General features: G+C 60.9%; 21 protein-coding genes. 13 read left to right on the forward strand and 8 right to left on the reverse strand.

From position 1 onward, the window contains the following. Window positions 1-210: 210 nt before the first annotated feature. From cysG to B3397_RS19855, 6 genes are read right to left on the reverse strand one after another with little or no spacing between them, the layout of a single operon-like run. The gene (cysG, locus tag B3397_RS19830; RefSeq protein WP_296253345.1) at window positions 211-1,602 is read right to left on the reverse strand and encodes a siroheme synthase CysG; all 1,392 of its coding nucleotides are present in this window, start codon (window positions 1,600-1,602) and stop codon (window positions 211-213) included. Beyond that, window positions 1,603-2,883 (reverse strand): serine--tRNA ligase, encoded by a 1,281-nt coding sequence (serS, locus tag B3397_RS19835; protein WP_296253346.1) that lies wholly within the window; start codon window positions 2,881-2,883, stop codon window positions 1,603-1,605. A gap of 26 nt (window positions 2,884-2,909) precedes the next feature. Beyond that, on the reverse strand, window positions 2,910-3,284 hold the full coding sequence (gene crcB / locus B3397_RS19840) for a fluoride efflux transporter CrcB (RefSeq protein ID WP_296253348.1): 375 nt from the start codon (window positions 3,282-3,284) through the stop codon (window positions 2,910-2,912). Beyond that, window positions 3,281-4,606, reverse strand: coding sequence for a replication-associated recombination protein A (locus tag B3397_RS19845; RefSeq protein ID WP_296253350.1), 1,326 nt, complete (start codon window positions 4,604-4,606; stop codon window positions 3,281-3,283). Before B3397_RS19845 ends, crcB begins: the two co-directional genes overlap by 4 nt. Before the next feature lie 21 nt (window positions 4,607-4,627). Next, window positions 4,628-5,251, reverse strand: a complete 624-nt coding sequence (gene lolA, locus B3397_RS19850) for an outer membrane lipoprotein chaperone LolA (RefSeq protein WP_296253352.1) — start codon at window positions 5,249-5,251, stop codon at window positions 4,628-4,630. Between the two features lie 37 nt (window positions 5,252-5,288). Next, a complete protein-coding gene (locus tag B3397_RS19855) occupies window positions 5,289-7,739 on the reverse strand; it encodes a DNA translocase FtsK 4TM domain-containing protein (protein ID WP_414704414.1) in 2,451 nt (816 codons plus the stop codon). A 535-nt stretch (window positions 7,740-8,274) separates the two neighbouring features. Here B3397_RS19855 and aat point away from each other — a divergent pair. The 3 genes from aat to infA all read left to right on the forward strand — a co-directional run bounded on the left by aat (window position 8,275) and on the right by infA (window position 10,039). Next, window positions 8,275-8,955 carry a leucyl/phenylalanyl-tRNA--protein transferase gene (aat, locus tag B3397_RS19860; protein ID WP_296253357.1) on the forward strand — a complete coding sequence of 227 codons (681 nt, stop codon included), beginning with the start codon at window positions 8,275-8,277 and terminating at the stop codon, window positions 8,953-8,955. A gap of 58 nt (window positions 8,956-9,013) precedes the next feature. Continuing rightward, window positions 9,014-9,721: an arginyltransferase gene (locus B3397_RS19865; RefSeq protein ID WP_296253359.1), complete on the forward strand. Its 708-nt coding sequence runs from the start codon at window positions 9,014-9,016 to the stop codon at window positions 9,719-9,721. A gap of 99 nt (window positions 9,722-9,820) precedes the next feature. Continuing rightward, entirely contained in the window at window positions 9,821-10,039 is a 219-nt protein-coding gene (gene infA / locus B3397_RS19870; RefSeq protein WP_002553999.1) for a translation initiation factor IF-1, read from the forward strand. Between the two features lie 130 nt (window positions 10,040-10,169). On the opposite strand, the gene clpA is transcribed toward infA, so the two are convergent. Together clpA and clpS are read right to left on the reverse strand one after the other, a co-directional pair. Then, a complete protein-coding gene (clpA, locus tag B3397_RS19875) occupies window positions 10,170-12,440 on the reverse strand; it encodes an ATP-dependent Clp protease ATP-binding subunit ClpA (protein ID WP_296253361.1) in 2,271 nt (756 codons plus the stop codon). A 29-nt stretch (window positions 12,441-12,469) separates the two neighbouring features. Next, window positions 12,470-12,832: an ATP-dependent Clp protease adapter ClpS gene (gene clpS, locus B3397_RS19880; protein ID WP_296253362.1), complete on the reverse strand. Its 363-nt coding sequence runs from the start codon at window positions 12,830-12,832 to the stop codon at window positions 12,470-12,472. A gap of 228 nt (window positions 12,833-13,060) precedes the next feature. Here clpS and cspD point away from each other — a divergent pair, with 228 nt between their 5' ends. The 10 genes from cspD (at window position 13,061) to aceA (ending at window position 23,998) form a co-directional block, all read left to right on the forward strand. Continuing rightward, a complete protein-coding gene (gene cspD / locus B3397_RS19885; protein ID WP_296253365.1) occupies window positions 13,061-13,318 on the forward strand; it encodes a cold shock domain-containing protein CspD in 258 nt (85 codons plus the stop codon). A 436-nt stretch (window positions 13,319-13,754) separates the two neighbouring features. Continuing rightward, window positions 13,755-15,983 (forward strand): NADP-dependent isocitrate dehydrogenase, encoded by a 2,229-nt coding sequence (locus B3397_RS19890; protein WP_296253367.1) that lies wholly within the window; start codon window positions 13,755-13,757, stop codon window positions 15,981-15,983. A gap of 80 nt (window positions 15,984-16,063) precedes the next feature. After that, window positions 16,064-16,504, forward strand: coding sequence for an NUDIX hydrolase (locus tag B3397_RS19895; RefSeq protein ID WP_296253371.1), 441 nt, complete (start codon window positions 16,064-16,066; stop codon window positions 16,502-16,504). A 60-nt stretch (window positions 16,505-16,564) separates the two neighbouring features. Beyond that, window positions 16,565-17,686, forward strand: coding sequence for a tRNA 2-thiouridine(34) synthase MnmA (mnmA, locus tag B3397_RS19900; protein ID WP_296253375.1), 1,122 nt, complete (start codon window positions 16,565-16,567; stop codon window positions 17,684-17,686). Next, window positions 17,683-18,303 (forward strand): high frequency lysogenization protein HflD, encoded by a 621-nt coding sequence (gene hflD / locus B3397_RS19905; protein ID WP_296253376.1) that lies wholly within the window; start codon window positions 17,683-17,685, stop codon window positions 18,301-18,303. The genes mnmA and hflD overlap by 4 nt, the downstream gene beginning before the upstream one ends. Before the next feature lie 91 nt (window positions 18,304-18,394). Further along, window positions 18,395-19,765: an adenylosuccinate lyase gene (gene purB, locus B3397_RS19910; RefSeq protein ID WP_296253379.1), complete on the forward strand. Its 1,371-nt coding sequence runs from the start codon at window positions 18,395-18,397 to the stop codon at window positions 19,763-19,765. A gap of 85 nt (window positions 19,766-19,850) precedes the next feature. Continuing rightward, complete coding sequence (locus B3397_RS19915; protein WP_296253382.1) at window positions 19,851-21,020, forward strand: cupin domain-containing protein; 1,170 nt, start codon at window positions 19,851-19,853, stop codon at window positions 21,018-21,020. Then, window positions 21,013-21,438, forward strand: coding sequence for a GNAT family N-acetyltransferase (locus B3397_RS19920; protein WP_296253384.1), 426 nt, complete (start codon window positions 21,013-21,015; stop codon window positions 21,436-21,438). Before B3397_RS19915 ends, B3397_RS19920 begins: the two co-directional genes overlap by 8 nt. A 152-nt stretch (window positions 21,439-21,590) precedes the next feature. Next, window positions 21,591-22,346: a secretin N-terminal domain-containing protein gene (locus B3397_RS19925; RefSeq protein WP_296253386.1), complete on the forward strand. Its 756-nt coding sequence runs from the start codon at window positions 21,591-21,593 to the stop codon at window positions 22,344-22,346. Between the two features lie 326 nt (window positions 22,347-22,672). Next, a complete protein-coding gene (aceA, locus tag B3397_RS19930; RefSeq protein ID WP_296253388.1) occupies window positions 22,673-23,998 on the forward strand; it encodes an isocitrate lyase in 1,326 nt (441 codons plus the stop codon). Window positions 23,999-24,124 lie beyond the last annotated feature (126 nt).

Below are 24,124 nucleotides of genomic sequence, written 5' to 3' on the forward strand. Positions count from 1 at the left end.
GTCCCCTCACCCCAACCCTCTCCCTGGGGGAGAGGGAGCTAAAAGCAGACCGTCTATATCCGCCACCCCGCGTACAGCCCCCTCTCCCTGGGGGAGAGGGAGCTAAAAGCAGATTGTCCATATCCGCCACCCCGCGCACAGCCCCCTCTCCCTCAGGGAGAGGGCTGGGGTGAGGGGACCATTCACCACCGACCTCAACCTCCCCCCCAATCAACTATTCTGCGCTCCCTCAAACCACGCCAACTTCTCGCGCAAGGTCACCACTTCACCCACGATCACCAAAGTCGGCGCATGCACTTCATGCTCCGCCACCAGCCGCGGCAAGTCTGCCAGGGTGCCGGTAAACACCCGCTGATTGACCGTAGTGCCCTGCTGGATCAAAGCCGCCGGAGTATCCGCACCGCGACCGTGCTTGATCAACTGCTCACAGATGATCGGCAGACCGATCAAGCCCATGTAGAACACCAAGGTTTGCGCCGGCGAAACCAGGTCGTGCCAGGGCAGGTCACTGGTACCGTTCTTCAGATGACCTGTGATGAACCGCACCGACTGCGCATAATCGCGATGGGTCAGCGGAATCCCGGCGTACGCCGCACAGCCACTGGCCGCGGTGATCCCTGGCACCACCTGAAACGGAATGCCATGGGCCGCCAGCTCTTCGATCTCCTCGCCGCCACGGCCGAAGATGAAGGGATCACCGCCCTTGAGCCGCAGCACGCGCTTGCCCTGCTTGGCCAACACCACCAACTGCTGGTTGATCTGGTCCTGAGGTACGGCGTGCTCGGCACGGCGCTTGCCAACATAGATGCGTTCGGCATCACGGCGACACAGTTCGATGATCGCCGGGGCCACCAGGCGGTCATACAGCACCACATCGGCTTGCTGCATCAGGCGCAGCGCACGAAAGGTCAACAAATCGGGATCGCCAGGGCCCGCGCCCACCAGATAGACCTCACCGGGTGCATGAGGCGGTGCACCATCGACCTTGGCCTGCAACAGCCGTTCGGCCTCGGCGCCCTGCCCGGCAAGTTGGCGGTCGGCGATCGGGCCTTGAAACACTTCTTCCCAGAACGCGCGGCGCTGGGTGACATCCGGGTACAACGCCTTGACCTTCTGCCGGAAGCGCGCGGCCAAGCCAGCCAACTCACCGTAGGTGGAAGGAATCCAGGTTTCCAGCTTGGCCCGGATCAGCCGCGCGAGCACGGGTGCATCGCCGCCACTGGAGACCGCCACGACCAACGGCGAGCGGTCGACGATGGCGGGAAAGATCACGCTGCACAGCGCCGGAGCATCCACGACATTGACCGGCACGCAGCGTTTATAGGCGTCGGCAGACACCACAGCGTTGAGTTGCTGGTCATCGGTGGCGGCAATCACCAACTGGCAACCGTCAAGATCTGCCTCCTCATAACCTCGCAGCAACGCGTGGCCGCCGCTGTCGCTTACCAGCGACGCCAACTGCCCGTCGATCTGCGGTGCCACCACGCGCAGCACTGCGCCGGCATCGGCCAGCAGGCGAGACTTGCGCAAGGCAATCTCACCGCCGCCCACCACCAGTACATGGCTGCCCCGCAGCTTGTGAAACAGCGGCAGAAACTCCATTTAGCCGATGACCTCAAGGCCGCCCATGTAGGGCTTGAGTACATCCGGAACACGAATCGAGCCGTCTGCCTGCTGGTAGTTTTCCAGCACGGCCACCAGTGTGCGGCCCACGGCCAGGCCCGAACCATTGAGTGTGTGCACCAGCTCAGGCTTGCCGGTTTCAGGATTACGGAAGCGCGCCTGCATGCGGCGGGCCTGGAAATCGCCGGTATTGGAGCACGACGAGATCTCGCGGTACTTGTCCTGGCTCGGCACCCAGACTTCGAGGTCGTAGGTCTTGACCGCGCTGAAACCCATGTCGCCCGTGCACAGCGCCAATACCCGGTAAGGCAGCTCGAGGGCCTGCAGTACGCGTTCGGCGTTGGCAGTCAGGCTTTCCAGGGCTTCCATGGATTTGGATGGTTCGACCACCTGGACCATCTCGACCTTGTCGAACTGATGTTGGCGGATCATGCCACGGGTATCACGGCCCGACGCACCGGCCTCGCTGCGAAAGCACGGCGTGTGCGCAACGAACTTCAGCGGCAGCTGCTTCGCGTCGAGAATCTGGTCGGCAACGATATTGGTCAGGGACACTTCAGCCGTAGGAATCAGGTACAGATCGGCTTCGCCTTCGCGGCTGATCTTGAACAGGTCTTCCTCGAACTTGGGCAGCTGGCCAGTGCCTTGCAGCGCCGGTGCCTGAACCAGGTACGGGGTGTAGGTTTCCTCGTAACCGTGTTCGGCGACATGCAGGTTGATCATGAACTGAGCCAAGGCGCGGTGCAGCCGGGCGATCGGCCCACGCATGATGGCAAAGCGCGCGCCAGAGAGCTTGGCAGCGGTTTCGAAATCCAGCCAGCCGAATTTGCCGCCCAGGGCCACGTGGTCCTGGACAGGGAAGTCGAACGAGGTGGGACTGCCCCACCGACGCACTTCGACGTTGGCGTCTTCGTCTGCACCCACCGGAACCGATTCATGGGGCAGGTTGGGGATGCCCAGGGCAATGCCGTCCAACTCGGTTTGCAGCTGCTCCAACTCGACCTTGCCGCTGTTCAGCTCGCCGGCGATCGATTCGACCTGGGCCTTGAGAGCATCGACATCGCCGCCACTTTTCATGACCTGGCCGATGGACTTGGACAGCGCATTGCGTTCGGCCTGCAGTTGCTCGGTGCGGGTCTGAACGGTCTTGCGCTGGGCTTCCAGCGCTTCGATGCGCGCCACGTCCAGGGTATAACCCCGGCTGGCAAGGCGATCCGCTACGTCCTGGAGTTGGCTACGTAACAGTTTGGAATCGAGCATGTCGGTCTCTCGTTTATCAGTATTAGTCAGATTTTAGTCAGTGCCAGCCCGGCCCAGGTCGCCAGCAGTCCGCCGAAGACGCTCACTGCGCAATAGCCGATGGCGATCAGGCCCTGGCCATTTTCCAGCAGGCGCACGGTGTCCAGGGAAAATGAGGAAAAGGTGGTCAAACCACCGACAAACCCCACGATCAGCCCGGACCGCACTTCCACCGGAATATCCGGGCGAATCAGGAACAGGCCGTACAGGTAGCCGATGATCAGGCAGCCGACGATATTGACCGCCAGCGTACCGGTATAGAACAGGCGTGGCCAGTTCGCGTTGATGTAGGTGCCGGTGAAAAAGCGTAGCAGCGTGCCGATGATGCCGCCCAGGGTGACGGCCAGAACTGTTGGAATCACTCTTTTCTCCGCCGGAGAGGGCTGTTTTCGTCCAGATTGGCCAGATGCTTGAGCTTCTCGCCGATCTTCAGTTCAAGGCCACGGGGCACCGGCTGATAGTAGTGACGCGGCGGCAGCTCTTCCGGGAAATAGTCTTCACCGGCGGCGTAGGCGTCCGGCTCGTCGTGGGCGTAGCGGTATTGCTCGCCGTAGCCCAATTGCTTCATGAGTTTGGTCGGTGCATTGCGCAGGTGCAGCGGCACCTCCAGAGAGCCGTGTTCGCTGGCCTCGCGCAGCGCTGCCTTGAAGCCCATGTACACAGCATTGCTCTTCGGCGCGCAGGCCAGGTAGACAATCGCCTGAGCCACCGCCAGCTCGCCTTCGGGACTGCCCAGACGCTCCTGCACATCCCACGCCGACAGGCACAACGGCAGGGCGCGGGGGTCGGCATTGCCGATGTCTTCACTGGCCATGCGCACGACCCGGCGCGCCAGGTAGAGAGGGTCGCAGCCGCCATCGATCATGCGCGCGAACCAGTAAAGCGCCGCATCGGGGTTGGAACCGCGAACGGACTTGTGCAGCGCCGAAATCTGGTCATAGAACGCCTCACCGCCCTTGTCGAAGCGCCGTCGGGTGTCCCCCAGCAGGCTTTGCAACAGTTCGGTGCCGATTTCCTCGCCGTCTTCGGCCAGGTCCGCGGCATTCTCCAGCAGGTTGAGCACCCGCCGGCCATCGCCATCGGCTGCGGCCATGAGCATCTGAAAGGCCTCGTCGCCCAGGCGCAGCTGGCGTTTGCCCAGCCCGCGTTCCTCGGTCAAGGCACGATCGACCAGACGCCTCAGCGCAGTTTCGTCCAGGCTCTTGAGCACATACACACGGGCTCTGGACAGCAATGCATTGTTGAGTTCGAACGAGGGATTCTCGGTGGTGGCGCCAATGAAAATCAGCGTACCGTCTTCCACGTAGGGCAGGAACGCATCCTGTTGCGACTTGTTGAAGCGATGCACTTCGTCGACGAACAGAATGGTCCGCCGCCCGTACTGGCCGGCCTGCTGCTTGGCCACTTCCACGGCCTGGCGAATTTCCTTGACCCCGGCCAGCACCGCCGACACCGTCTCGAAGTGAGCATCCGAGACTTTCGCCAGCAACCGCGCCAGGGTGGTCTTGCCCACGCCCGGCGGCCCCCAGAAGATCATCGAATGCAGCGCGCCCTGCTCCAACGCCTCACGCAGCGGTTTGCCGCGTGCCAGCAGGTGCTCCTGGCCAACGTACTCGTCCAGGTTGCTGGCCCGCAGGCGCGCTGCCAGGGGCTGGGCGATCGGGTCACTGCGAAACAGATCCATGGGGCTATGGTTTACCTGTGGTTACTCTTGAATCACGTCCGCCCCTTTGGGGATATCGAACTTGAATTTGCTCGCGGCGATAGGCTCGTTGGCCTTGACGCTCATGAACAGAATGTTGGTGCGCTGGCCAACGCTGTCGATCAACTGCATGTCGTTGATCACGCCTTTGCGGAACGACAGGCGCAGGGAATCGAACAGGGTATCCTTGGTCTTGGGCTTGAGCACGAAGTCGATCACGTCGCCGGCTTCCTTGGCGGTGATGTCGAAGCTCTGACTGATCTTGGACACGTCACCGGACAACAGCAGGGCCGGGGTCTGAGTCAGGCGCTGATCGAGGGTCTTGATGGTGACCTGCTCCAGATCCGGGTCCCACAGCGAGACTTTCTTGCCGTCGGAAACCATCAACTGCTCTTGCGGCGCGTCGGTGTGCCAGTTGAACAGCCCAGGGCGCTGCAGGGCCATTTCACCGGCCGTTTCCTGCAACTGCGTACCGCTGCCGTCCAGGGTCAGTTGGGAGAAGCGCGCGGTCAGCGTCTGGGATTTCTCCAGAAGCTGGGTCAGGCGGGCGACATCCTTGCCATCGGCGTGGGCCGGCAAGGTCGACAAGGCCAGGGCAGAAACCAACAGCATGCGAATCAGGCGCATGGGAATCCTCTTTAAAAGTGAAGGCGCGACCGCAGGATCAGTCGCGCGATGGGCCAGGCGCGATCACATCGCGCGAGCCATTGGTGTTCATCGGGGTCACCACGCCGGCCATTTCCATGGCCTCGATCATGCGCGCCGCCCGGTTGTAGCCGATCTTGAGCTTGCGCTGGACCGCAGAGATGGAAGCCCGACGGCTTTCCAGCACGAAATTGACGGCCTCGTCGTACAGCGCGTCGCTTTCGCTGTCATCACCGTCGCTGCCGCCGCTGCTGCCCTCGAAGCCAGAGCCGGCCTCTTCCACGCCAGCCAGGATATCTTCGTTGTAGTCCGGCACGCCGCGCTGTTTCCACGCTTCCACCACGCGATGCACTTCTTCGTCGGAGACGAAGGCGCCGTGTACTCGAATCGGCAGACTGGTGCCTGGCGGCATGTAGAGCATGTCACCGTGACCCAGCAGTTGCTCGGCGCCGCCTTGGTCGATGATGGTCCGCGAGTCGATCTTGCTGGAAACCTGGAACGCCATGCGGGTCGGGATGTTGGCCTTGATCAGGCCGGTGATCACGTCCACCGATGGACGCTGGGTGGCCAGGATCAGGTGAATACCCGCGGCCCGTGCTTTCTGGGCGATACGTGCGATCAGTTCTTCGACCTTCTTGCCGACGATCATCATCATGTCGGCAAACTCGTCGACCACCACCACGATGGTGGGCAAAGTCTTGAGCAGCGGCGCTTCGTCATGGATGCTTTCGCGCTTGTACAGCGGGTCGGTGAGGGGCGTGCCCTCCTCCTCGGCGTCCTTGATCTTGCGGTTGAAGCCGGCGAGGTTACGCACGCCCATGGCGGCCATGAGCTTGTAGCGCCGCTCCATCTCGGCCACGCTCCAGCGCAATGCGTTGGCGGCATCCTTCATGTCGGTGACCACCGGACACAGCAGGTGCGGAATACCTTCGTAGATCGACAACTCGAGCATCTTCGGGTCGATCATGATCAGCTTGGCGTCTTCGGGATGGGACTTGAACAGAATCGACAGGATCATCGCGTTCACACCCACCGACTTACCCGAACCGGTGGTACCGGCTACCAGCAAGTGAGGCATCTTGGCCAGGTCGGTGATGACCGGCTTGCCGCCGATGTCATGACCCAGTGCCATGGTGACCGGCGATTTGGCCTCGTCGTACTGGGGCGAAGACAAGACTTCGGAGAAGCGCACGATCTGGCGATCTTCGTTGGGAATCTCGATACCGACGGTGGTTTTGCCGGGGATCACTTCGACCACGCGCACGCTGAGCACAGCAAGGGAGCGCGCAAGGTCTTTGGCCAGGTTGGAGATACGGCTGACCTTGACCCCGGCTGCTGGCTGTATTTCGTAACGGGTAATGACCGGGCCTGGGTGAATCGAATCCACCGTGACCTCGACCCCGAATTCCTTGAGCTTTACCTCCAGAAGCTGACCGACTGCGGCCAGCGATTCCGGGGAGTAGTTGACCTTTTTCTGCTCGGCCGGATCCAGAATGGAGATCGGCGGCAGGGTGCCTTGCACGGCGCTGTCGACGAACAGCGGCACCTGTTTTTCCTTCTGCACGCGCTTGCTCTGCTCGGCAGGCTTGTTCATCGATTCGGACGGCATGATGACCGGCGCACCATGCGCACTCTCTTCGCTCAGCGGCTTGATCGGAACCGCGGCCCGACTGTGCAGCGTGGGCTCGACCGGGGCCGGGCGAATCGGCATGGGGGCAGGCTTTGGCTTGACCGGTTCGCGAGGTTCGGGGGCGCGGGGCGCGGCATAGACCGGCTCGTCCACTTCACGCAACTGCGCGACCAGTTGCTTGCGCTCGTTGCGCGCGGCCCACCAACGGCTCGCGGAACCTTGAACCAGATCGACCAGATCCAGGGTGATCTTGCCGGTCATGTCCATGACCTTGAACCACGACAGGTCGGTGAACACCGTCAGGCCGAACAGGAACAGGGCGATGAACATCAGCGTGCTGCCCTGAATGTTCAAGGCATTGAGCGCCAGATTGCCCAGGCTCTCGCCCAGCGCACCACCTGCGGACGCCGGCAGGCTGGCAGCTGAATGGAAATGGATGTGTGCCAGCGCGGCGCCGGACAGGATCAGGAACACCAGGCCGATCAAACGCCACGAGAACAGCCAGCCGCTCCACTGCCAGGGCTGATGGCGCTGGCGGAAGATCTGCCAGGTTTTCACGGCCAGCAGCAGCGGGAATATGTAGGCGAAGTAGCCCAGCACCATGAACAGGATATCGGCGGCGAACGCACCGGCGCGACCGGCAGCGTTCTGCACCTGGTCCATGTTGCTGCTGGTATGGCTCCAACCCGGGTCGGCCTGGTCATACGTCAACAGGGCCATCCACAGGTACAGGCACAGCGCGCCCATGGCAATAAGGGCGCCTTCCTTGAGACGATAATGCAGCTGCTGACGCCAGACAGGCACTGGGGCGGTAGCGGATGGGGCAGTGGATTTCTTCAAAACGCTTGATTTCCTGCGCCGGGTTGAGCGCACAACTGATGAATGACTACAAAAAACAGCAATTGGCCAGCATTTGAGGCCAATGTATTGGGTAAAGATCGCATTGTACGGGTTTGGCTGCAATCCGCGCAGCGGTTGTATCCGTTCGCTGCGAATTGCCTGGCAGCACTGGCAACGCGGCTAATTTTCCCACGCATTGCCTTTGCTGACAAAGGCTTATGCAGGGTTCCTCCAGCGTAATTCAGCTACGACCGTATTGTGGGGCTGGAGTTGCATGAAGGATGGGGGGTTGGGGGTGGATGGTCCCCTCACCCCAGCCCTCTCCCTGGGGGAGAGGGAGCTAAAAGGAGTGCGCGGTGTTACGACGCTAGGTGATCGGCTCCCTCTCCCTCAGGGAGAGGGCTGGGGTGAGGGGACCATCCACCCCCAATCCCAACCCCAACCCCAATCCCAATCCCGACCACGTTGGCGACCCCGCCCAATCGTGGCAGGATAACCCTGCACCACCGCCCTCCCCTGCCGCACACGGACACCTATGCTCACCTGGCTCAAACGCGAAGACCTGACCTTCCCGCCCCTGGAAAAGGCCCTGCACGAGCCCAACGGCCTGCTGGCGGCAGGTGGTGACCTGAGCCCGCAACGTCTGGTGCAAGCGTATCGACACGGCTGTTTCCCATGGTTCGAAGCCGGCCAACCGATTCTCTGGTGGTCGCCTTCTCCCCGCATGGTGCTGTTCCCCAGCGAACTGCATGTCTCACGAAGCCTGCGCATGCTGCTGCGCCAGGAACGCTACCGGGTCACTTTCGATCAGGACTTCACCGCCGTGATCCAGGCCTGCGCCGGCCCACGCAACTACACCGACGGCACCTGGATCACCACAGAGATGCAGGCGGCCTATCTGCAACTGCATCAGCAAGGCTTCGCTCATTCCGTCGAAGTCTGGGACGGCGACGCACTGGTGGGCGGGCTCTATGGCTTGGCCATGGGCCAGCTTTTCTTCGGCGAATCCATGTTCAGCCGCGCGGACAATGCATCCAAGGTCGGATTCGCCACCTTGGTCGAGCACCTGCAGCAGGCAGGATTCGTGCTCATCGACTGCCAGATGCACACCGGCCATCTGCAAAGCCTGGGTGCACGGGCTATCAGCCGAGCGGAATTCGCCGGATACCTCCACGACCACCTGGACAAGCCGAACACTGCCAGCTGGCATCGCTAGGCGAGTTATCCGGCGCTGGCTTACACTTGTTGCAATGGATTCATTCCGAGGGTTGATCATGACCGAGTTGGCGCGCTTGAAGTTTTATGCCACTCAACCCCATTCGTGCAGCTACCTGCCCGAAGAACAGGCCACCACCCTGTTCCTCGATCCGAGCCAACCCATGGACGTGAATGTCTATGCCGATCTCTCGGAAATGGGCTTTCGCCGCAGTGGCGACCATCTGTATCGGCCTCATTGCCAGCGCTGCAACGCCTGTGTGCCCGCCCGCATCCCTTCCGCCGGCTTTTTGCCCAGTCGCCAGCAAAAACGCATTCTCAAGCGCAACCTGGATATCGAAGTCAGTGCTGCAACGCCAGCATTTCGCGAAGAATACTTTGATCTCTACCAACGCTACATCGAACAGCGCCATGCCGATGGCGACATGTATCCGCCGAGCAGGGACCAATTCTCGACCTTTCTGGTCCGCGACCTGCCGTTCTCGCGCTTCTTCGAATTCCGTCTGCAGGGGCGCCTGGTAGCGGTGGCGGTCACCGATCTGCTGCCCAATGGGCTGTCGGCCGTGTACACCTTCTACGAGCCCGCCGAGGAGCGGCGCAGCCTTGGCCGATTCGCCATCCTGTGGCAAATCGCCGAGGCTCGTCGCCTGGGGTTGGAAGCGGTGTATCTGGGTTATTGGATCAAGAACTGCAAAAAGATGAATTACAAGACTCAATATCGTCCCATCGAGCTGCTGATTAATCAGAGATGGGTAACTCTGAACTGAACCCCTTGGCTTGAGCCCCCTTTTTCGGGCACAATGCACGCCGCTTTTGCCTGGCGCAGTTGCACCGGGCCATTTACTGGATACCGAGGGTTTTACTGCATGTCGAAAGAAGACAGCTTCGAAATGGAAGGCACTGTCGTCGACACCCTGCCCAACACCATGTTTCGCGTGGAGTTGGAAAATGGGCACGTCGTAACCGCGCATATCTCCGGCAAGATGCGCAAGAATTACATTCGTATTCTGACCGGTGACAAGGTGCGTGTTGAACTGACGCCCTATGACTTGAGCAAAGGGCGCATCACCTACCGCGCTCGTTAATCAGCGACACATGAAAACGCCCGGCGATGCCGGGCGTTTTTGTGTGCGTTGCGCTTGCGTGGCGGGGATGTAGGCCGCGTCTCGGTTCGCTTCGGTATCGGAGCGATCCTTGACGCGACTTACGCCACTGCTACGCCATTTCGGCGGTGGTTTCGAAATCGAAGGTCAACTCGCCATCCCTGATGTCGATGTGCACCACGCCACCGTGCTCGGCCAACTCGCCGAACAGGATCTCCTCGGCCAGCGGCCGCTTGATCTTGTCCTGGATCAACCGAGCCATCGGCCGCGCACCCATCTGCACGTCGTAGCCGCCCGCTGCCAACCAACCGCGCGCCGCATCGGTAACTTCCAGCTGCACACGCTTGTCTTCCAACTGCGCCTGAAGCTCGGTAAGGAACTTGTCGACCACGCTTTTGATGACTTCGTGGCTCAAGCGACCAAACTGAATGATGGTATCCAGGCGGTTACGGAATTCCGGCGTAAAGCTCTTCTTGATGACTTCCATGGCATCGGAAGAGTGATCCTGGTAAGTGAAGCCGATCGAGGCCCGCGATGCAGTTTCCGCACCGGCGTTGGTGGTCATGATCAGAATCACGTTGCGGAAGTCCGCCTTGCGCCCGTTGTTATCGGTCAAGGTGCCGTGGTCCATTACCTGCAACAGCAGGTTGAAGACTTCCGGGTGAGCCTTTTCGATTTCATCGAGCAACAACACGCAATGCGGCTGCTTGGTGATCGCTTCGGTCAACAAACCGCCCTGATCAAACCCGACGTAGCCTGGCGGGGCACCGATGAGACGCGATACGGTATGGCGCTCCATGTACTCGGACATGTCGAAACGCACCAACTCCACACCCAGCGCCTTGGCCAGCTGGCGAGCGGCCTCGGTCTTGCCGACACCGGTAGGCCCGGCGAACAGGAAGGAACCGACAGGCTTGTCCGGCGCCTTCAAACCTGCACGAGACAGCTTGATGGCAGTGGCCAGGGAGTCGATGGCGGCGTCCTGACCGAACACGGTCAGCTTCAGGTCGCGCTCCAGATTACGCAACAACTCCTTGTCGGAGCTGGTGACGTGCTTTGGCGGAATCCGCGCGATCTTGGCCACAATGTCCTCGACCTGAGGCACCTCGATACGCTTGACCCGATTGGCCTCAGGCTGCAGCCGCTGATAAGCACCCGCTTCGTCGATGACGTCAATGGCCTTGTCAGGCATGTGACGGTCATTGATGTAGCGCGATGCCAGCTCGGCCGCCGCACGCAGTGCTTCGTCGCTGTACTCGATATTGTGGTGCTGCTCGAAACGCCCTTTCAGACCGCGCAGGATGCCGATGGTGTCTTCCACCGACGGCTCACTGACGTCGACTTTCTGGAAGCGTCGAGCCAAGGCTCGATCCTTCTCGAAAATGCCGCGAAACTCCTGGAACGTAGTCGATCCAATGCAGCGGATGTCGCCAGACGAAAGCAACGGCTTGAGCAGGTTGGAAGCATCCATGACCCCGCCCGATGCAGCCCCCGCACCGATGATGGTGTGGATCTCGTCGATGAACAGGATGGCCTGCGGACGCTTTTTCAGCTCGCCCAGCAGCGCCTTGAAGCGCTTCTCGAAATCACCGCGATATTTGGTGCCGGCCAGCAGTGCACCCAGGTCAAGGGAATACACCACGCTGTTGGCAAGCAGGTCTGGCACCTGGCTGTCGACGATGCGCTTTGCCAAGCCTTCGGCGATGGCGGTTTTGCCCACGCCGGCCTCACCCACCAGAAGCGGGTTGTTCTTGCGCCGACGGGCGAGAATCTGAGCGACACGCTCGACTTCACTTTCACGGCCCACCAACGGGTCGATACGGCCTTGACGAGCCAGTTCGTTCAGGTTGCTGGCGTAGGCGTCGAGCGGATTGCTGGAGGAAGAAGCGTCACCGCCCTCCTCGTCGGGCATTTCCTGTTCGCCTTCGGAGCTGTCCCCGTGACCGGGAACCTTGGAAATGCCATGGGCGATGTAGTTGACCACATCGATCCGCGCCACGCTCTGCTGCTTGAGCAGGAACACGGCCTGGCTTTCCTGTTCACTGAAAATGGCCACCAGCACGTTGGCGCCGGTGACTTCGCGCTTGCCCGAACTTTGTACGTGGAACACTGCACGCTGCAACACACGCTGAAAGCCCAGGGTTGGCTGGGTTTCACGGTCCTCGTCATGGACGGGAATCAATGGCGTGGTGGAGTCGATGAACTCTTGCAGGTCATGCTTGAGCTTGTCGAGATTGGCGCCGCACGCACGTAAAACGGTGGCGGCGGCCTCGTTGTCCAATAGGGCCAGCAGGAGGTGTTCGACGGTCATGAACTCATGACGCTTCGAACGAGCCTCCTTGAAGGCTAGATTGAGGGTGACTTCGAGCTCGCGGTTTAACATAGCTTCACCTCATACCCAAGTGGTCGGCGTTAACCGTCCTTCTCGATTTCACAGAGTAGCGGATGCTGGCTTTCCCTGGCGTACTGGTTGACCTGCATGGCCTTGGTTTCGGCGATGTCGCGGGTAAACAATCCGCACACTGCCCGCCCTTCCGTGTGGACGGCCAGCATGACCTTGGTCGCCAGCTCACGATTCAAGTTGAAAAACACCTCGAGCACTTCGACGACGAAATCCATCGGTGTGTAGTCATCATTGAACAAAACCACCTTGTACATCGGTGGCGCCTGCAATGCAGGCTTGGATTCCTGTACCGCCAGGCCCGCTGAATCGTCCTCGTGCGACTGCGGGCGGTCTTGATTGAAGGTTAGTCGAATCTGACTGAATGCATGCATGGAAAGAAGGTTCATCGTTGAGCTAATAGAAGTAGTGGGTTGACCTTGTGACCGATCGTAAGCTCGGTCGCCGCATGACCTTGACTATCGGCAAAACGGTGTTACAAACAATAGAACCCACATTGGGGAAGAAAGGTCCGCGCAGTCAACCAAATTTTTTCAATCGAACGATTGCGCATGAAGTGGATGATACTCCAGAGCTGGAGTCCTTTGCAGAGGGATATGGGTATGCTGATTGGTAAAGTCAAGTGGTTCAACAACGCCAAGGGCTACGGCTTCATTATCGAAGACGGCAAGACCGAGGACCTGTTCGCCCACTATTCGGCCATCAAGATGGACGGGTACAAGACCTTGAAGGCCGGGCAACCGGTGCGCTTCGAGATCATCCAGGGGCCAAAGGGGCTGCACGCGGTGAACATCGCCGCAGCGTCGGAAACTTCCACTCAAGCTACCGAGGTCCAGCAGCACGTGGCCGCTGAAGCCTGAAGCAGGGGCGCCACCCCAATGGTCGCAAGCAAGCGCCCTTGAAGGATTCAGGTCTGCACCGAGAGCGCTTTCTCCCGACCACTGGCATCGCTACAAAGCCTGCACAGGCCATCCTTCGGGATGGCCTGTTTTGTTTTTGTCATCCGAACGGCGTATTACCTTTGTAGGCCCTACACAGTATTCATCCCTGCGACCAGTGGTATACTGCCGCAGTGACCATTGGGTCATCGCTGGTCGAGCCGGTCGAATACCGCGCCCGATCACCCCAAGGCCGGGCCGTTATCGCTGCCTGACCGCTTGACGCTCTACTGATGCATCCAACATCACCGCGACGAATGCTCGACTTTCGCCTCATTGATGCCAACGAGCGAAAGCGCCTACCCTGCGCATCTCGAGATTCTGTGCACGCTCAGCAAAGAAGAGAGTTAATCCGAATATGCCCACCCGCTCAAAGATCATCTACACCTTCACAGACGAAGCGCCAGCATTGGCCACCTATTCGCTGCTGCCCATCATCGAAGCCTTCACCGCTTCGTCGGATATCGCTGTAGAAACCCGCGATATATCCCTGGCCGCGCGCATCCTGTCCAGCTTCCCCGAGCGTCTTGAGGCCGGCAAACCCGTGCCGGACGATCTCGCCGAACTGGGCACTCTGGCCACCACGCCGGAAGCCAACATCATCAAGCTGCCGAACATCAGTGCCTCGGTGCCGCAGCTCAAAGCCGCGATCAAAGAGCTTCAGGCCCAGGGCTTCGACCTGCCGGACTACCCGGACACCGCCGAATCCGACGCCGACAAGGACACTCGCGCCCGTTATGACAAGGTCAAGGGCAGCGCTGTGAACCCTGTGCTGCGCGAAGGCAACTCCGACCGCCGCGCGCCGCTGTCGGTGAAGAACTATGCCCGCAAGCACCCCCACAAGATGGGCGCCTGGGCTGCCGACTCCAAGTCCCACGTAGCGCACATGAGCAGCGGCGACTTCTACGGCAGCGAGAAAAGCGCGCTGATCGAGGCCGATGGCAGCGTCAAGATCGAATTCGTCGGCAACGACGGCAGCAGCACCGTATTGAAAGAGAAAACCAAGGTCCTGGCCGGTGAAATCATCGACTGCGCCGCCTTGAGCAAGAATGCCCTGCGCGCCTTCGTGGCCGCCGAGATCGAAGACGCCAAGCAGCAAGGCGTGCTGTTCTCCGTGCACCTGAAGGCCACCATGATGAAGGTTTCCGACCCCATCATGTTCGGCCAGATCGTCGCCGAATTCTACGAACAGGCCCTGACCAAGCACGCTGCCGTGCTGGAGCAGGTCGGCTTCAACCTCAACAACGGCATCGGCGACCTGTACGCCCGCATCAAATCCTTGCCGGCCGACCAGCAGGCACAGATCGAGGCTGACGTTAAGGCGGTATACGCCACCCGCCCTGCCCTGGCCATGGTCAACTCCGACAAGGGCATCACCAACCTGCACGTGCCAAGCGACGTCATCGTCGACGCTTCGATGCCGGCCATGATTCGCGACTCGGGCAAGATGTGGAACGCCGACGGCGTCCTGCAGGACACCAAGGCCGTGATCCCAGACCGCTGCTACGCCAGCATCTACCAGGCCGCCATCGAAGACTGCAAGAAACATGGCGCCTTCGATCCAACCACCATGGGCAGCGTGCCGAACGTTGGCCTGATGGCGCAGAAGGCCGAAGAGTACGGCTCCCACGACAAAACCTTCCAGATGACCGCCGATGGCGTGGTTCGCGTCAGCGACAGCAGCGGCCGCGTACTGATGGAACAGAAAGTCGAAGCCGGTGACGTGTTCCGCATGTGCCAGACCAAGGACGCGCCGATCCAGGATTGGGTCAAGCTCGCGGTCAACCGCGCCCGCGCCAGCAACACCCCGGCAGTATTCTGGCTGGACCCGGCTCGCGCCCACGACGCCGTGATGATCGAAAAGGTCAAGCAATACCTCAAGGATCACGACACCACGGGCCTGGACATTCAGATCATGTCGCCGGTCGACGCCATGGCGTTCTCGCTCAAGCGCATCCGCGCCGGCCAGGACACCATCTCGGTGACCGGCAACGTTCTGCGCGACTACCTGACCGACCTGTTCCCGATCATGGAACTGGGCACCAGCGCCAAGATGCTGTCCATCGTGCCGCTGATGAACGGCGGTGGCCTGTTCGAAACCGGCGCCGGCGGCTCCGCACCCAAGCACGTTCAGCAGCTGGTGGAAGAGAACTTCCTGCGCTGGGACTCCCTTGGCGAATTCCTGGCACTGGCCGCCTCGCTGGAGCACCTGGGCACGACCTACAACAACCCCAAGGCTTTGGTACTCGCTGCCACCCTGGACAAGGCCACTGGCCAGTTCCTGGACAACAACAAGTCGCCATCGCGCAAGGTCGGCAACATCGACAACCGCGGCAGCCACTTCTACCTTGCGCTGTACTGGGCTCAAGCCCTGGCCGCGCAGACCGAAGATGCCGCATTGCAGGCGCAGTTCGCACCGCTGGCCAAGACCCTGTCCGAGAATGAGGCAAAAATCGTTGCCGAACTCAACGCCGTTCAGGGCAAGCCTGTCGACATCGGCGGCTACTATTACGCCAACGCCGACCTGACCCGCAAAGCCATGCGCCCAAGCGAAACCTTGAACGCCGCGATCGCATCGCTGGTGTAAGAGCTCGCAAGGTTGCACCAACAGCCCCGGCCTCGTGCCGGGGTTGTCGTTTTGAAACCCACAGGACAGAAGGAGCCTGCATGACCTGGCAGCCCCATATCACCGTCGCCACCATCGTCGAGGACCAGGGTCGATTCCTCTTCGTCGAAGAGCTGAAAGCTGGCCGCCTGGTGCTCAACCAGCCCGCGGGCCATCTGGAGCCCAACGAAACCCTGCTCCAGGCGGCACTGCGCGAAACCCTGGAGGAGACCGCCTGGGAAGTCGAGCTGACTGGCCTGGTGGGCATCTATCTTTACACCGCCCCCAGCAACGGCGTGACCTACCAGCGCATCTGCTTTGCCGCACGGCCCGTGCACCTGAATCCGGAGCTCGAGCTGGACCCGGACATCAGCGGCACCACCTGGCTGACCCGCGACGAGCTGGCCGCCCAGGCCCACCGCCTGCGCAGCGAACTGGTGCTCGAATGCCTGGATGACTACCTGCGCGGTCCGCTGCATAGCCTGGAGGCCATTCGCACTTGAGCGTTTTCTTGCGCAGCCTGTTAGAATCGCGTCCTTTTCAGAGACACACATCGAATTCCTATGCGTGAGCCAGCTCCCCGTCACTCGACAAAACAGCGCGTCATCGTCGGCATGTCCGGCGGCGTCGACTCTTCCGTCTCTGCCCTTCTGCTGATGGAGCAGGGCTACCAGGTGGAAGGCCTGTTCATGAAGAACTGGGAAGAAGACGACGGCACCGAATACTGCACCGCCCGCGAAGACCTGGCCGACGCCCAGGCCGTGTGCGACAAGTTGGGCATCAAGCTGCACACTGCCAATTTCGCCGCCGAATACTGGGATCACGTCTTCGAGCACTTCCTGGAGGAGTACAAGGCCGGTCGCACGCCGAACCCGGATATCCTGTGCAACCGTGAAATCAAGTTCAAGGCCTTCCTCGACTACGCACTGGTGCTGGGGGCCGACCTGATCGCTACCGGTCACTACGTGCGCCGTCGCGACATCGATGGTCAGACGCAGCTGCTCAAGGGCCTGGACCCGAACAAGGACCAGAGCTACTTCCTGCATGCCGTGGGCGGCGAGCAGATCGCTCGCACGCTGTTCCCGGTGGGTGAGCTGGAGAAACCGGAAGTGCGCGCCATCGCCGAAATGCATGGCCTGGCCACCGCCAAGAAAAAGGACTCGACCGGTATCTGCTTCATCGGTGAGCGCCGTTTCAGCGATTTCCTCAAGCAGTACCTGCCGGCCCAGCCTGGCGAAATCAAGACCACCGAGGGTGAAGTCATCGGTCGTCACCACGGCTTGATGTATCACACCATCGGTCAACGCCAGGGTCTGGGCATCGGCGGCCTGAAGGACGCCGGTGACGATCCCTGGTATGTACTGGCCAAGGACCTTGCCAACAACGAGCTGATCGTCGGCCAGGGCAACGAGCACCCCATGCTGTTTTCCCGCGCCCTGCTCGCCTCGCAGATCTACTGGGTCAACCCCGTCGAGCTCGCCGAGCCGCGTCGGTTAACCGCCAAGGTTCGTTATCGCCAGGCTGACCAGGCCTGTACCCTGGAACAGACTGCCGATGGCTATCGCGCGGTGTTCGACGAACCGCAACGCGCCGTTACCCCCGGTCAGTCCGTCGTCTTCTACGACGGCGAGATCTGCCTGGGCGGTGGTGTCATCGAAGTCGCCGAGCCCTGGAGCCAGGCATGAACCCTATTCAGGAACAACTGATTGCCTTGGGCGGGGTATTCCAGGCCGCCGTACTGGTAGACCGTATCGCCAAGACCGGCACCGCCGCCGAAGCCGACGTGGGCTGTATGCTTGGCAGCCTGCTGATCGTCGACCCACAGGACACCTTGCAGGTGTTCGGCGGCAACGATCTGTTCCTGCGCGACGGTTACGGCGCGCTGGCCAGCGCCCTGGAACGCGACCCTGGCAGCCTGCAGCGCGAACCCTTGCGCTACGCCTTGTCGATGCTGGGCCTGGAGCGCCAACTGGCCAAACGCGGCGAAATGCTGGAACTGATCGGCAAACGCCTGCCGCAAATCCAGAACCAGGTCGAGCATTTCGGCCTGACCCACGAGAACGTCATCGCCGCCAGCGGCGCGCTGTATCAGGACACCCTGAGCACGCTGCGCCAGCGCATTCAGGTGCACGGCGACACTCGTCATCTGCAGCAACCCAACAATGCCTCGAAAATTCGCGCCTTGCTGCTGGCCGGCATTCGCTCGGCACGCCTGTGGCGCCAGTTGGGCGGTCATCGTTGGCAATTGGTGATCAGCCGGCGCAAGTTGTTGCGTGAGCTCTACCCCATGATGCGCGGCTGAACGCATCAGGTGGTCGGTTGCAGCCGACCGCCCTGCGTTTTTTATGTATAATTCGCGCCCCTTTTCAAAGCCCGACTGTCCGAGAATACCCATGCAGCTTTCTTCGCTCACTGCGGTTTCCCCTGTAGACGGCCGCTACGCCGGCAAAACCCAGGCCCTGCGCACCATTTTCAGTGAATACGGCCTGATCCGTTTCCGCGCCCTGGTCGAGGTCCGCTGGCTCCAGCGCCTGGCCGCGCACCCCCAGATCGCTGAAGTTCCGGCTTTCTCGGCAGAGGCCAATGCCCTGCTGGACGTGCTGGCCAGCGATTTCGCCCTCGAACACGCCGAACGCGTGAAAGAAATCGAGCGCACCACCAACCACGACGTCAAGGCCATCGAGTACCTGCTCAAGGAGCAGGCTGCCAAGCTGCCGGAACTGGCCAAGGTCAGCGAGTTCATCCACTTCGCCTGCACCAGCGAGGACATCAACAACCTGTCCCACGCGCTGATGCTGCGTGAAGGCCGCGACAACGTGATGTTGCCGCTGATGCGCCAGATCGCCGAGTCGATCCGCGAACTCGCGCACCGTTTCGCCGAAGTACCGATGCTGTCGCGCACCCACGGTCAACCCGCTTCCCCGACCACGCTGGGCAAGGAACTGGCCAACGTGGTGTATCGCCTCGAGCGCCAGATCGCTCAGGTGGCGGCGGTGCCGTTGCTCGGCAAGATCAACGGTGCAGTAGGCAACTACAACGCGCACCTGTCGGCTTACCCGCAGATCGACTGGGAGGCCAATGCTCGCGCCTTCATCGAAGATGAGCTGGGCCTGGGCTTCAACCCCTACACCACTCAGATCGAACCGCACGACTATATCGCCGAACTGTTCGACGCCATCGCTCGCTTCAACACCATCCTGATCGATTTCGATCGCGATATCTGGGGCTATATCTCCCTGGGCTATTTCAAGCAGCGCACCATCGCCGGCGAAATCGGTTCCTCCACCATGCCACACAAGGTCAACCCGATCGACTTCGAAAACTCCGAAGGCAACCTGGGCATCGCCAACGCGCTGTTCCAGCATCTGGCCAGCAAGCTGCCGATTTCGCGCTGGCAGCGTGACCTGACCGACTCCACCGTGCTGCGCAACCTGGGCGTCGGCTTCGCCCACAGCGTCATTGCGTACGAAGCCAGCCTCAAGGGAATCAGCAAGTTAGAGATCAACACTCAACGAATTGCTGAAGATCTGGACGCGTGTTGGGAAGTGCTTGCCGAGCCTATCCAGACGGTCATGCGTCGTTACGACATCGAGAACCCCTACGAGAAGCTCAAAGAGCTGACGCGCGGCAAGGGTATTACCTCTGACGCGCTGCAGACCTTCATCGACGGGCTCGACATGCCGGCCGAAGCCAAGGCCGAGCTGAAAAAGCTGACCCCGGCCAACTACATCGGCAACGCCGCAGCGCAGGCCAAGCGCGTCTGATACGACGTGGCTCGCGCTCTGACGCCCGGCCTGGCCGGGCGTTTTTATTCCTGAAACAAAAGCGCTATTTTTCAGTAGGTTACACATGAAATCTGATATTCCACTGCAAATGCTTGGCGGTCTTACTGCGCGTGAGTTCCTGCGCGATTACTGGCAGAAAAAACCCCTGCTGATTCGCCAGGCCTTCACTGATTTCGAAAACCCGTTGAGCCCTGACGAGCTGGCCGGGCTGGCCCTGGAAGAAGAGGTCGAGTCGCGGATCGTCATCGAGAATGGCGAGCGTCCGTGGGAGCTGCGTCGCGGCCCGTTTGCCGAGGATGAGTTCAGCAAACTGCCGGAAACCGAATGGACCCTGCTGGTCCAGGCGGTCGATCAGTTCGTGCCGGAAGTGGCTGAACTGCTGGAGAACTTTCGCTTTCTGCCGAGCTGGCGGATCGACGATGTGATGATCAGCTTCGCTACTGCCGGCGGCAGCGTGGGCCCGCACTTCGATAATTACGACGTGTTCCTGCTGCAAGGCCAAGGCCAGCGCAACTGGAAAGTCGGGCAGATGTGCGACTCGGACAGCCCACTGCTCGAGCATGCCGATCTGCGAATCCTGGCCGACTTCCAGCAAAGCGACGAGTGGACCCTGGAGCCAGGCGACATGCTCTATCTGCCACCGCGACTGGCCCATTGCGGCGTTGCCGTGAACGACTGCATGACCTACTCGGTGGGCTTCCGCGCACCAAGCGCAGCCGAGGTGTTGACCCATTTCACCGATTTCCTCAGCCAGTTCCTGCCGGATGAAGAACGCTACAGCGATGCCGACGCTGTGCCGGTGAGCGACCCGCATCAGATTCAGCACGACGCCCTGGACCGCCTCAAGCGTTTGCTGGCCGAGCACATGAGCGATGAACGCCTGCTGCTGACCTGGTTCGGCCAGTTCATGACCGAGCCGCGCTACCCTGAGCTGGTGGCGGGTGCCGAAGTTGAAGAAGAGGACCTGCTGGCGGATCTGGAGCAGGGTGCGGTGCTGATTCGCAACCCAAGCGCACGCATGGCCTGGTCGGAAGTGGATGACGATCTGCTGCTGTTCGCCAGTGGCCAGAGCCGCCTGCTGCCGGGCGAGCTGCGCGAATTGCTGAAACTGATCTGCGCCGCCGATGCGCTGCACAGCGACAACCTCGGCCAATGGCTGCACGACGAGCAAGGCCGCACCCTGCTCTGCGAGCTGGTCAAGCAAGGAAGCCTGGGGTTCGCTGCCGATGAATAACATTCGCGTCCGTGTCGCCGATTGGCACAAAGACAACTCCGAGATCCGACGCATACGCGAATCCGTATTCATTGCCGAACAATCGGTTCCCCCCGAGCTTGAGTGGGACGCCGAGGATGTCGGGGCCGTGCACTTCCTTGCCCTGGAAGGTGACTATGCAGTGGGCACCGCCCGACTACTGCCCGATGGCGAGATCGGCCGGGTGTCAGTGCTCAGAGACTGGCGTGGCCTGAAAGTGGGTGATCGCTTGCTGGAAGCGGTCATCGCTCAAGCCAATAAGCTGGGCCTGGTCGAGCAGAAGCTCAGTGCCCAGGTTCACGCCACGGCGTTCTATGAGCATCATGGTTTCAAAGTGGTCAGCGAGGAATTTCTCGAGGTGGGGATTCCTCACGTCGACATGATCCGAACGCAAGGCTGACGCACCCTCCCCCACATGGGGCCTTCTCTCAAAGGCCCCATGTATTGACAGGCTTTCGCCCATGGCCGCGGCCAGTCCATCTGCCACAACCCACCCTCCCCGCCACACCACATGCCATACTTCTCCGCACACCCATCGCGGAGATTACGGACATGCCGCTGCGCCCCCTGCTTACCTGCCTGCTGCTTGCCTTGAGCCTTACCGCCCAAGCCGCGACCCAGGTTCTTCCGCTCAATTACCGTACCAGCGCCGACCTCCTGCCCATAGCGCAGCAGATCGTCGGCTCCAACGGCACCGTGGCGGCCTACGGCAATCAACTGGTAGTCAACGCCGACCCGGACAAGCTCGACGAACTCACCGCCCTGCTCGAGCAGTTGGACAAACCGGCCCGACGCCTGCTGATCACCGTTGATACCAGCGACAGCAACACAGCCAATCAAAGCGGCTACCGCGTCAACGGTGGCGGTTCGACCCGTATCATCCAGTACGGCACCGACAACCGCAGCGGTGGCGTGCAGCAGGCACAAGCCAGCGAGGGCAGCCCAGCGCTGATCCAGGTCGGCCAAAGCGTGCCCCTCACCACTGCCAGCAGTGACGGCTACGGTCGCGTGCAGGCGCAGACCGAGTACCGCAATGTCACCCAGGGTTTCTACGTGACCGCCAGCATTACCGGGGATGTAGTGCACCTGGATATCACTACCAACAATGACCGAATGAGCCAGGAACGGCCCGATGTGGTCAATGTGCAGGGTACCGAAACTCGGGTCAGCGGAAGGCTCGGAGAGTGGATGACGCTGGCTGGGATGAACGAGCATTCGAGTATCAATCAGCAGGGATTGGCGCGTCAGTACAGTACGCAGGGGCGTAATGACATGACGGTTCGAGTGAAGGTGGATGCGCTGGATTAGCGGGTTTTATTGGGGTTGCTTGGGGTTTTGGGGTGGATGGTCCCCTCACCCCAGACCACCCCACCAACCCCGACCAAACAGCCCAAAACTGACCCCTCAGTCGCCAATCAACGAAATATGTAGTGTTTTCAAAAAGGCACTACAAATCGTTTGACGCCCTCAAAAAACCTCAGGCATGATGGCCTCGCTCCCGCTGATCAGGCCCCGGAAACGGGCGTGTGGCCCACGCAGCCAGCCTGCTCGGCGAGCGCCACAAGGTGTTCTGTACAGGCAGCGCCGGCGGAGCAACACATATCCATCAAACCTATGCGACGAGGTTTATCTCCATGGCACTGACACGCGAACAACAAATAGCGGCCCTCGAAAAAGACTGGGCTGAAAATCCGCGCTGGAAAGGTGTGACTCGTAACTACTCGGCTGCCGACGTCGTGCGCCTGCGTGGCTCCGTGCAACCAGAGCACACCCTGGCCAGAATGGGCGCCGACAAGCTGTGGAACCTGGTGACCCAGGGCGCCAAACCTGCCTTCCGCCCTGATAAAGACTTCGTCAACTGCATGGGTGCCCTCACCGGCGGCCAAGCCGTGCAACAGGTGAAAGCTGGCATTCAGGCCATCTACCTGTCCGGCTGGCAAGTGGCCGCCGACAACAACTCCGCCGAATCCATGTACCCGGATCAGTCGCTGTACCCGGTCGACTCGGTGCCTACCGTGGTCAAGCGGATCAACAACTCGTTTCGCCGCGCCGACCAGATTCAATGGAAAGCCGGCAAGAACCCGGGCGATCAGGGATACATCGATTACTTCGCGCCGATCGTGGCGGATGCCGAAGCAGGCTTCGGTGGGGTACTGAACGCCTACGAATTGATGAAGAACATGATCGAAGCCGGTGCTGCCGGCGTGCACTTCGAAGACCAATTGGCCTCGGTGAAGAAATGCGGGCACATGGGCGGCAAGGTATTGGTGCCGACCCAGGAAGCCGTGCAGAAACTGACCGCCGCACGACTGGCTGCCGACGTCGCTGGCGTGCCGACGATCATCCTGGCGCGCACCGATGCCAACGCCGCGGACCTGCTGACCTCCGATTGCGATCCGTACGACCAGCCGTTCGTGACCGGCACCCGCACGCCCGAGGGCTTCTATAAAGTACGCGCCGGTCTGGATCAGGCCATTGCCCGCGGCCTGGCCTACGCACCGTATGCCGACCTGATCTGGTGCGAAACCGCCAAGCCGGATCTGGACGAGGCGCGCCGTTTCGCCGAAGCCATCAAGAAGGAATACCCCGACCAATTGCTGTCATACAACTGCTCACCGTCCTTCAACTGGAAGAAAAACCTGGACGACGCGACCATCGCCAAGTTCCAGCGCGAACTGTCTGCCATGGGCTACAAGCACCAATTCATCACCCTGGCGGGCATTCACAACATGTGGCACAGCATGTTCAACCTGGCGCACGACTACGCCCGCAACGACATGACCGCCTATGTGAAGCTGCAGGAACAGGAGTTCGCCGATGCCGAGAAGGGCTACACCTTCGTTGCGCACCAGCAGGAGGTGGGGACCGGGTATTTCGACGACATGACCACGGTGATCCAGGGAGGCGCGTCTTCGGTGACGGCACTGACCGGCTCGACCGAGGAAGAGCAGTTTCACTGATGTGAAGGGTTTGGGTGGGATGATTGGCTGATTGGCTGATCGGGTTGGGGATGGGGATTGGCGGTGGATGGTCCCCTCACCCCAGCCCTCCCGGGCCGCCGTATCGCCCTGAGGGAGAGGGAGCTA

This window comes from Pseudomonas sp. UBA4194, from assembly GCF_002379585.1.
Lineage (GTDB): Bacteria > Pseudomonadota > Gammaproteobacteria > Pseudomonadales > Pseudomonadaceae > Aquipseudomonas.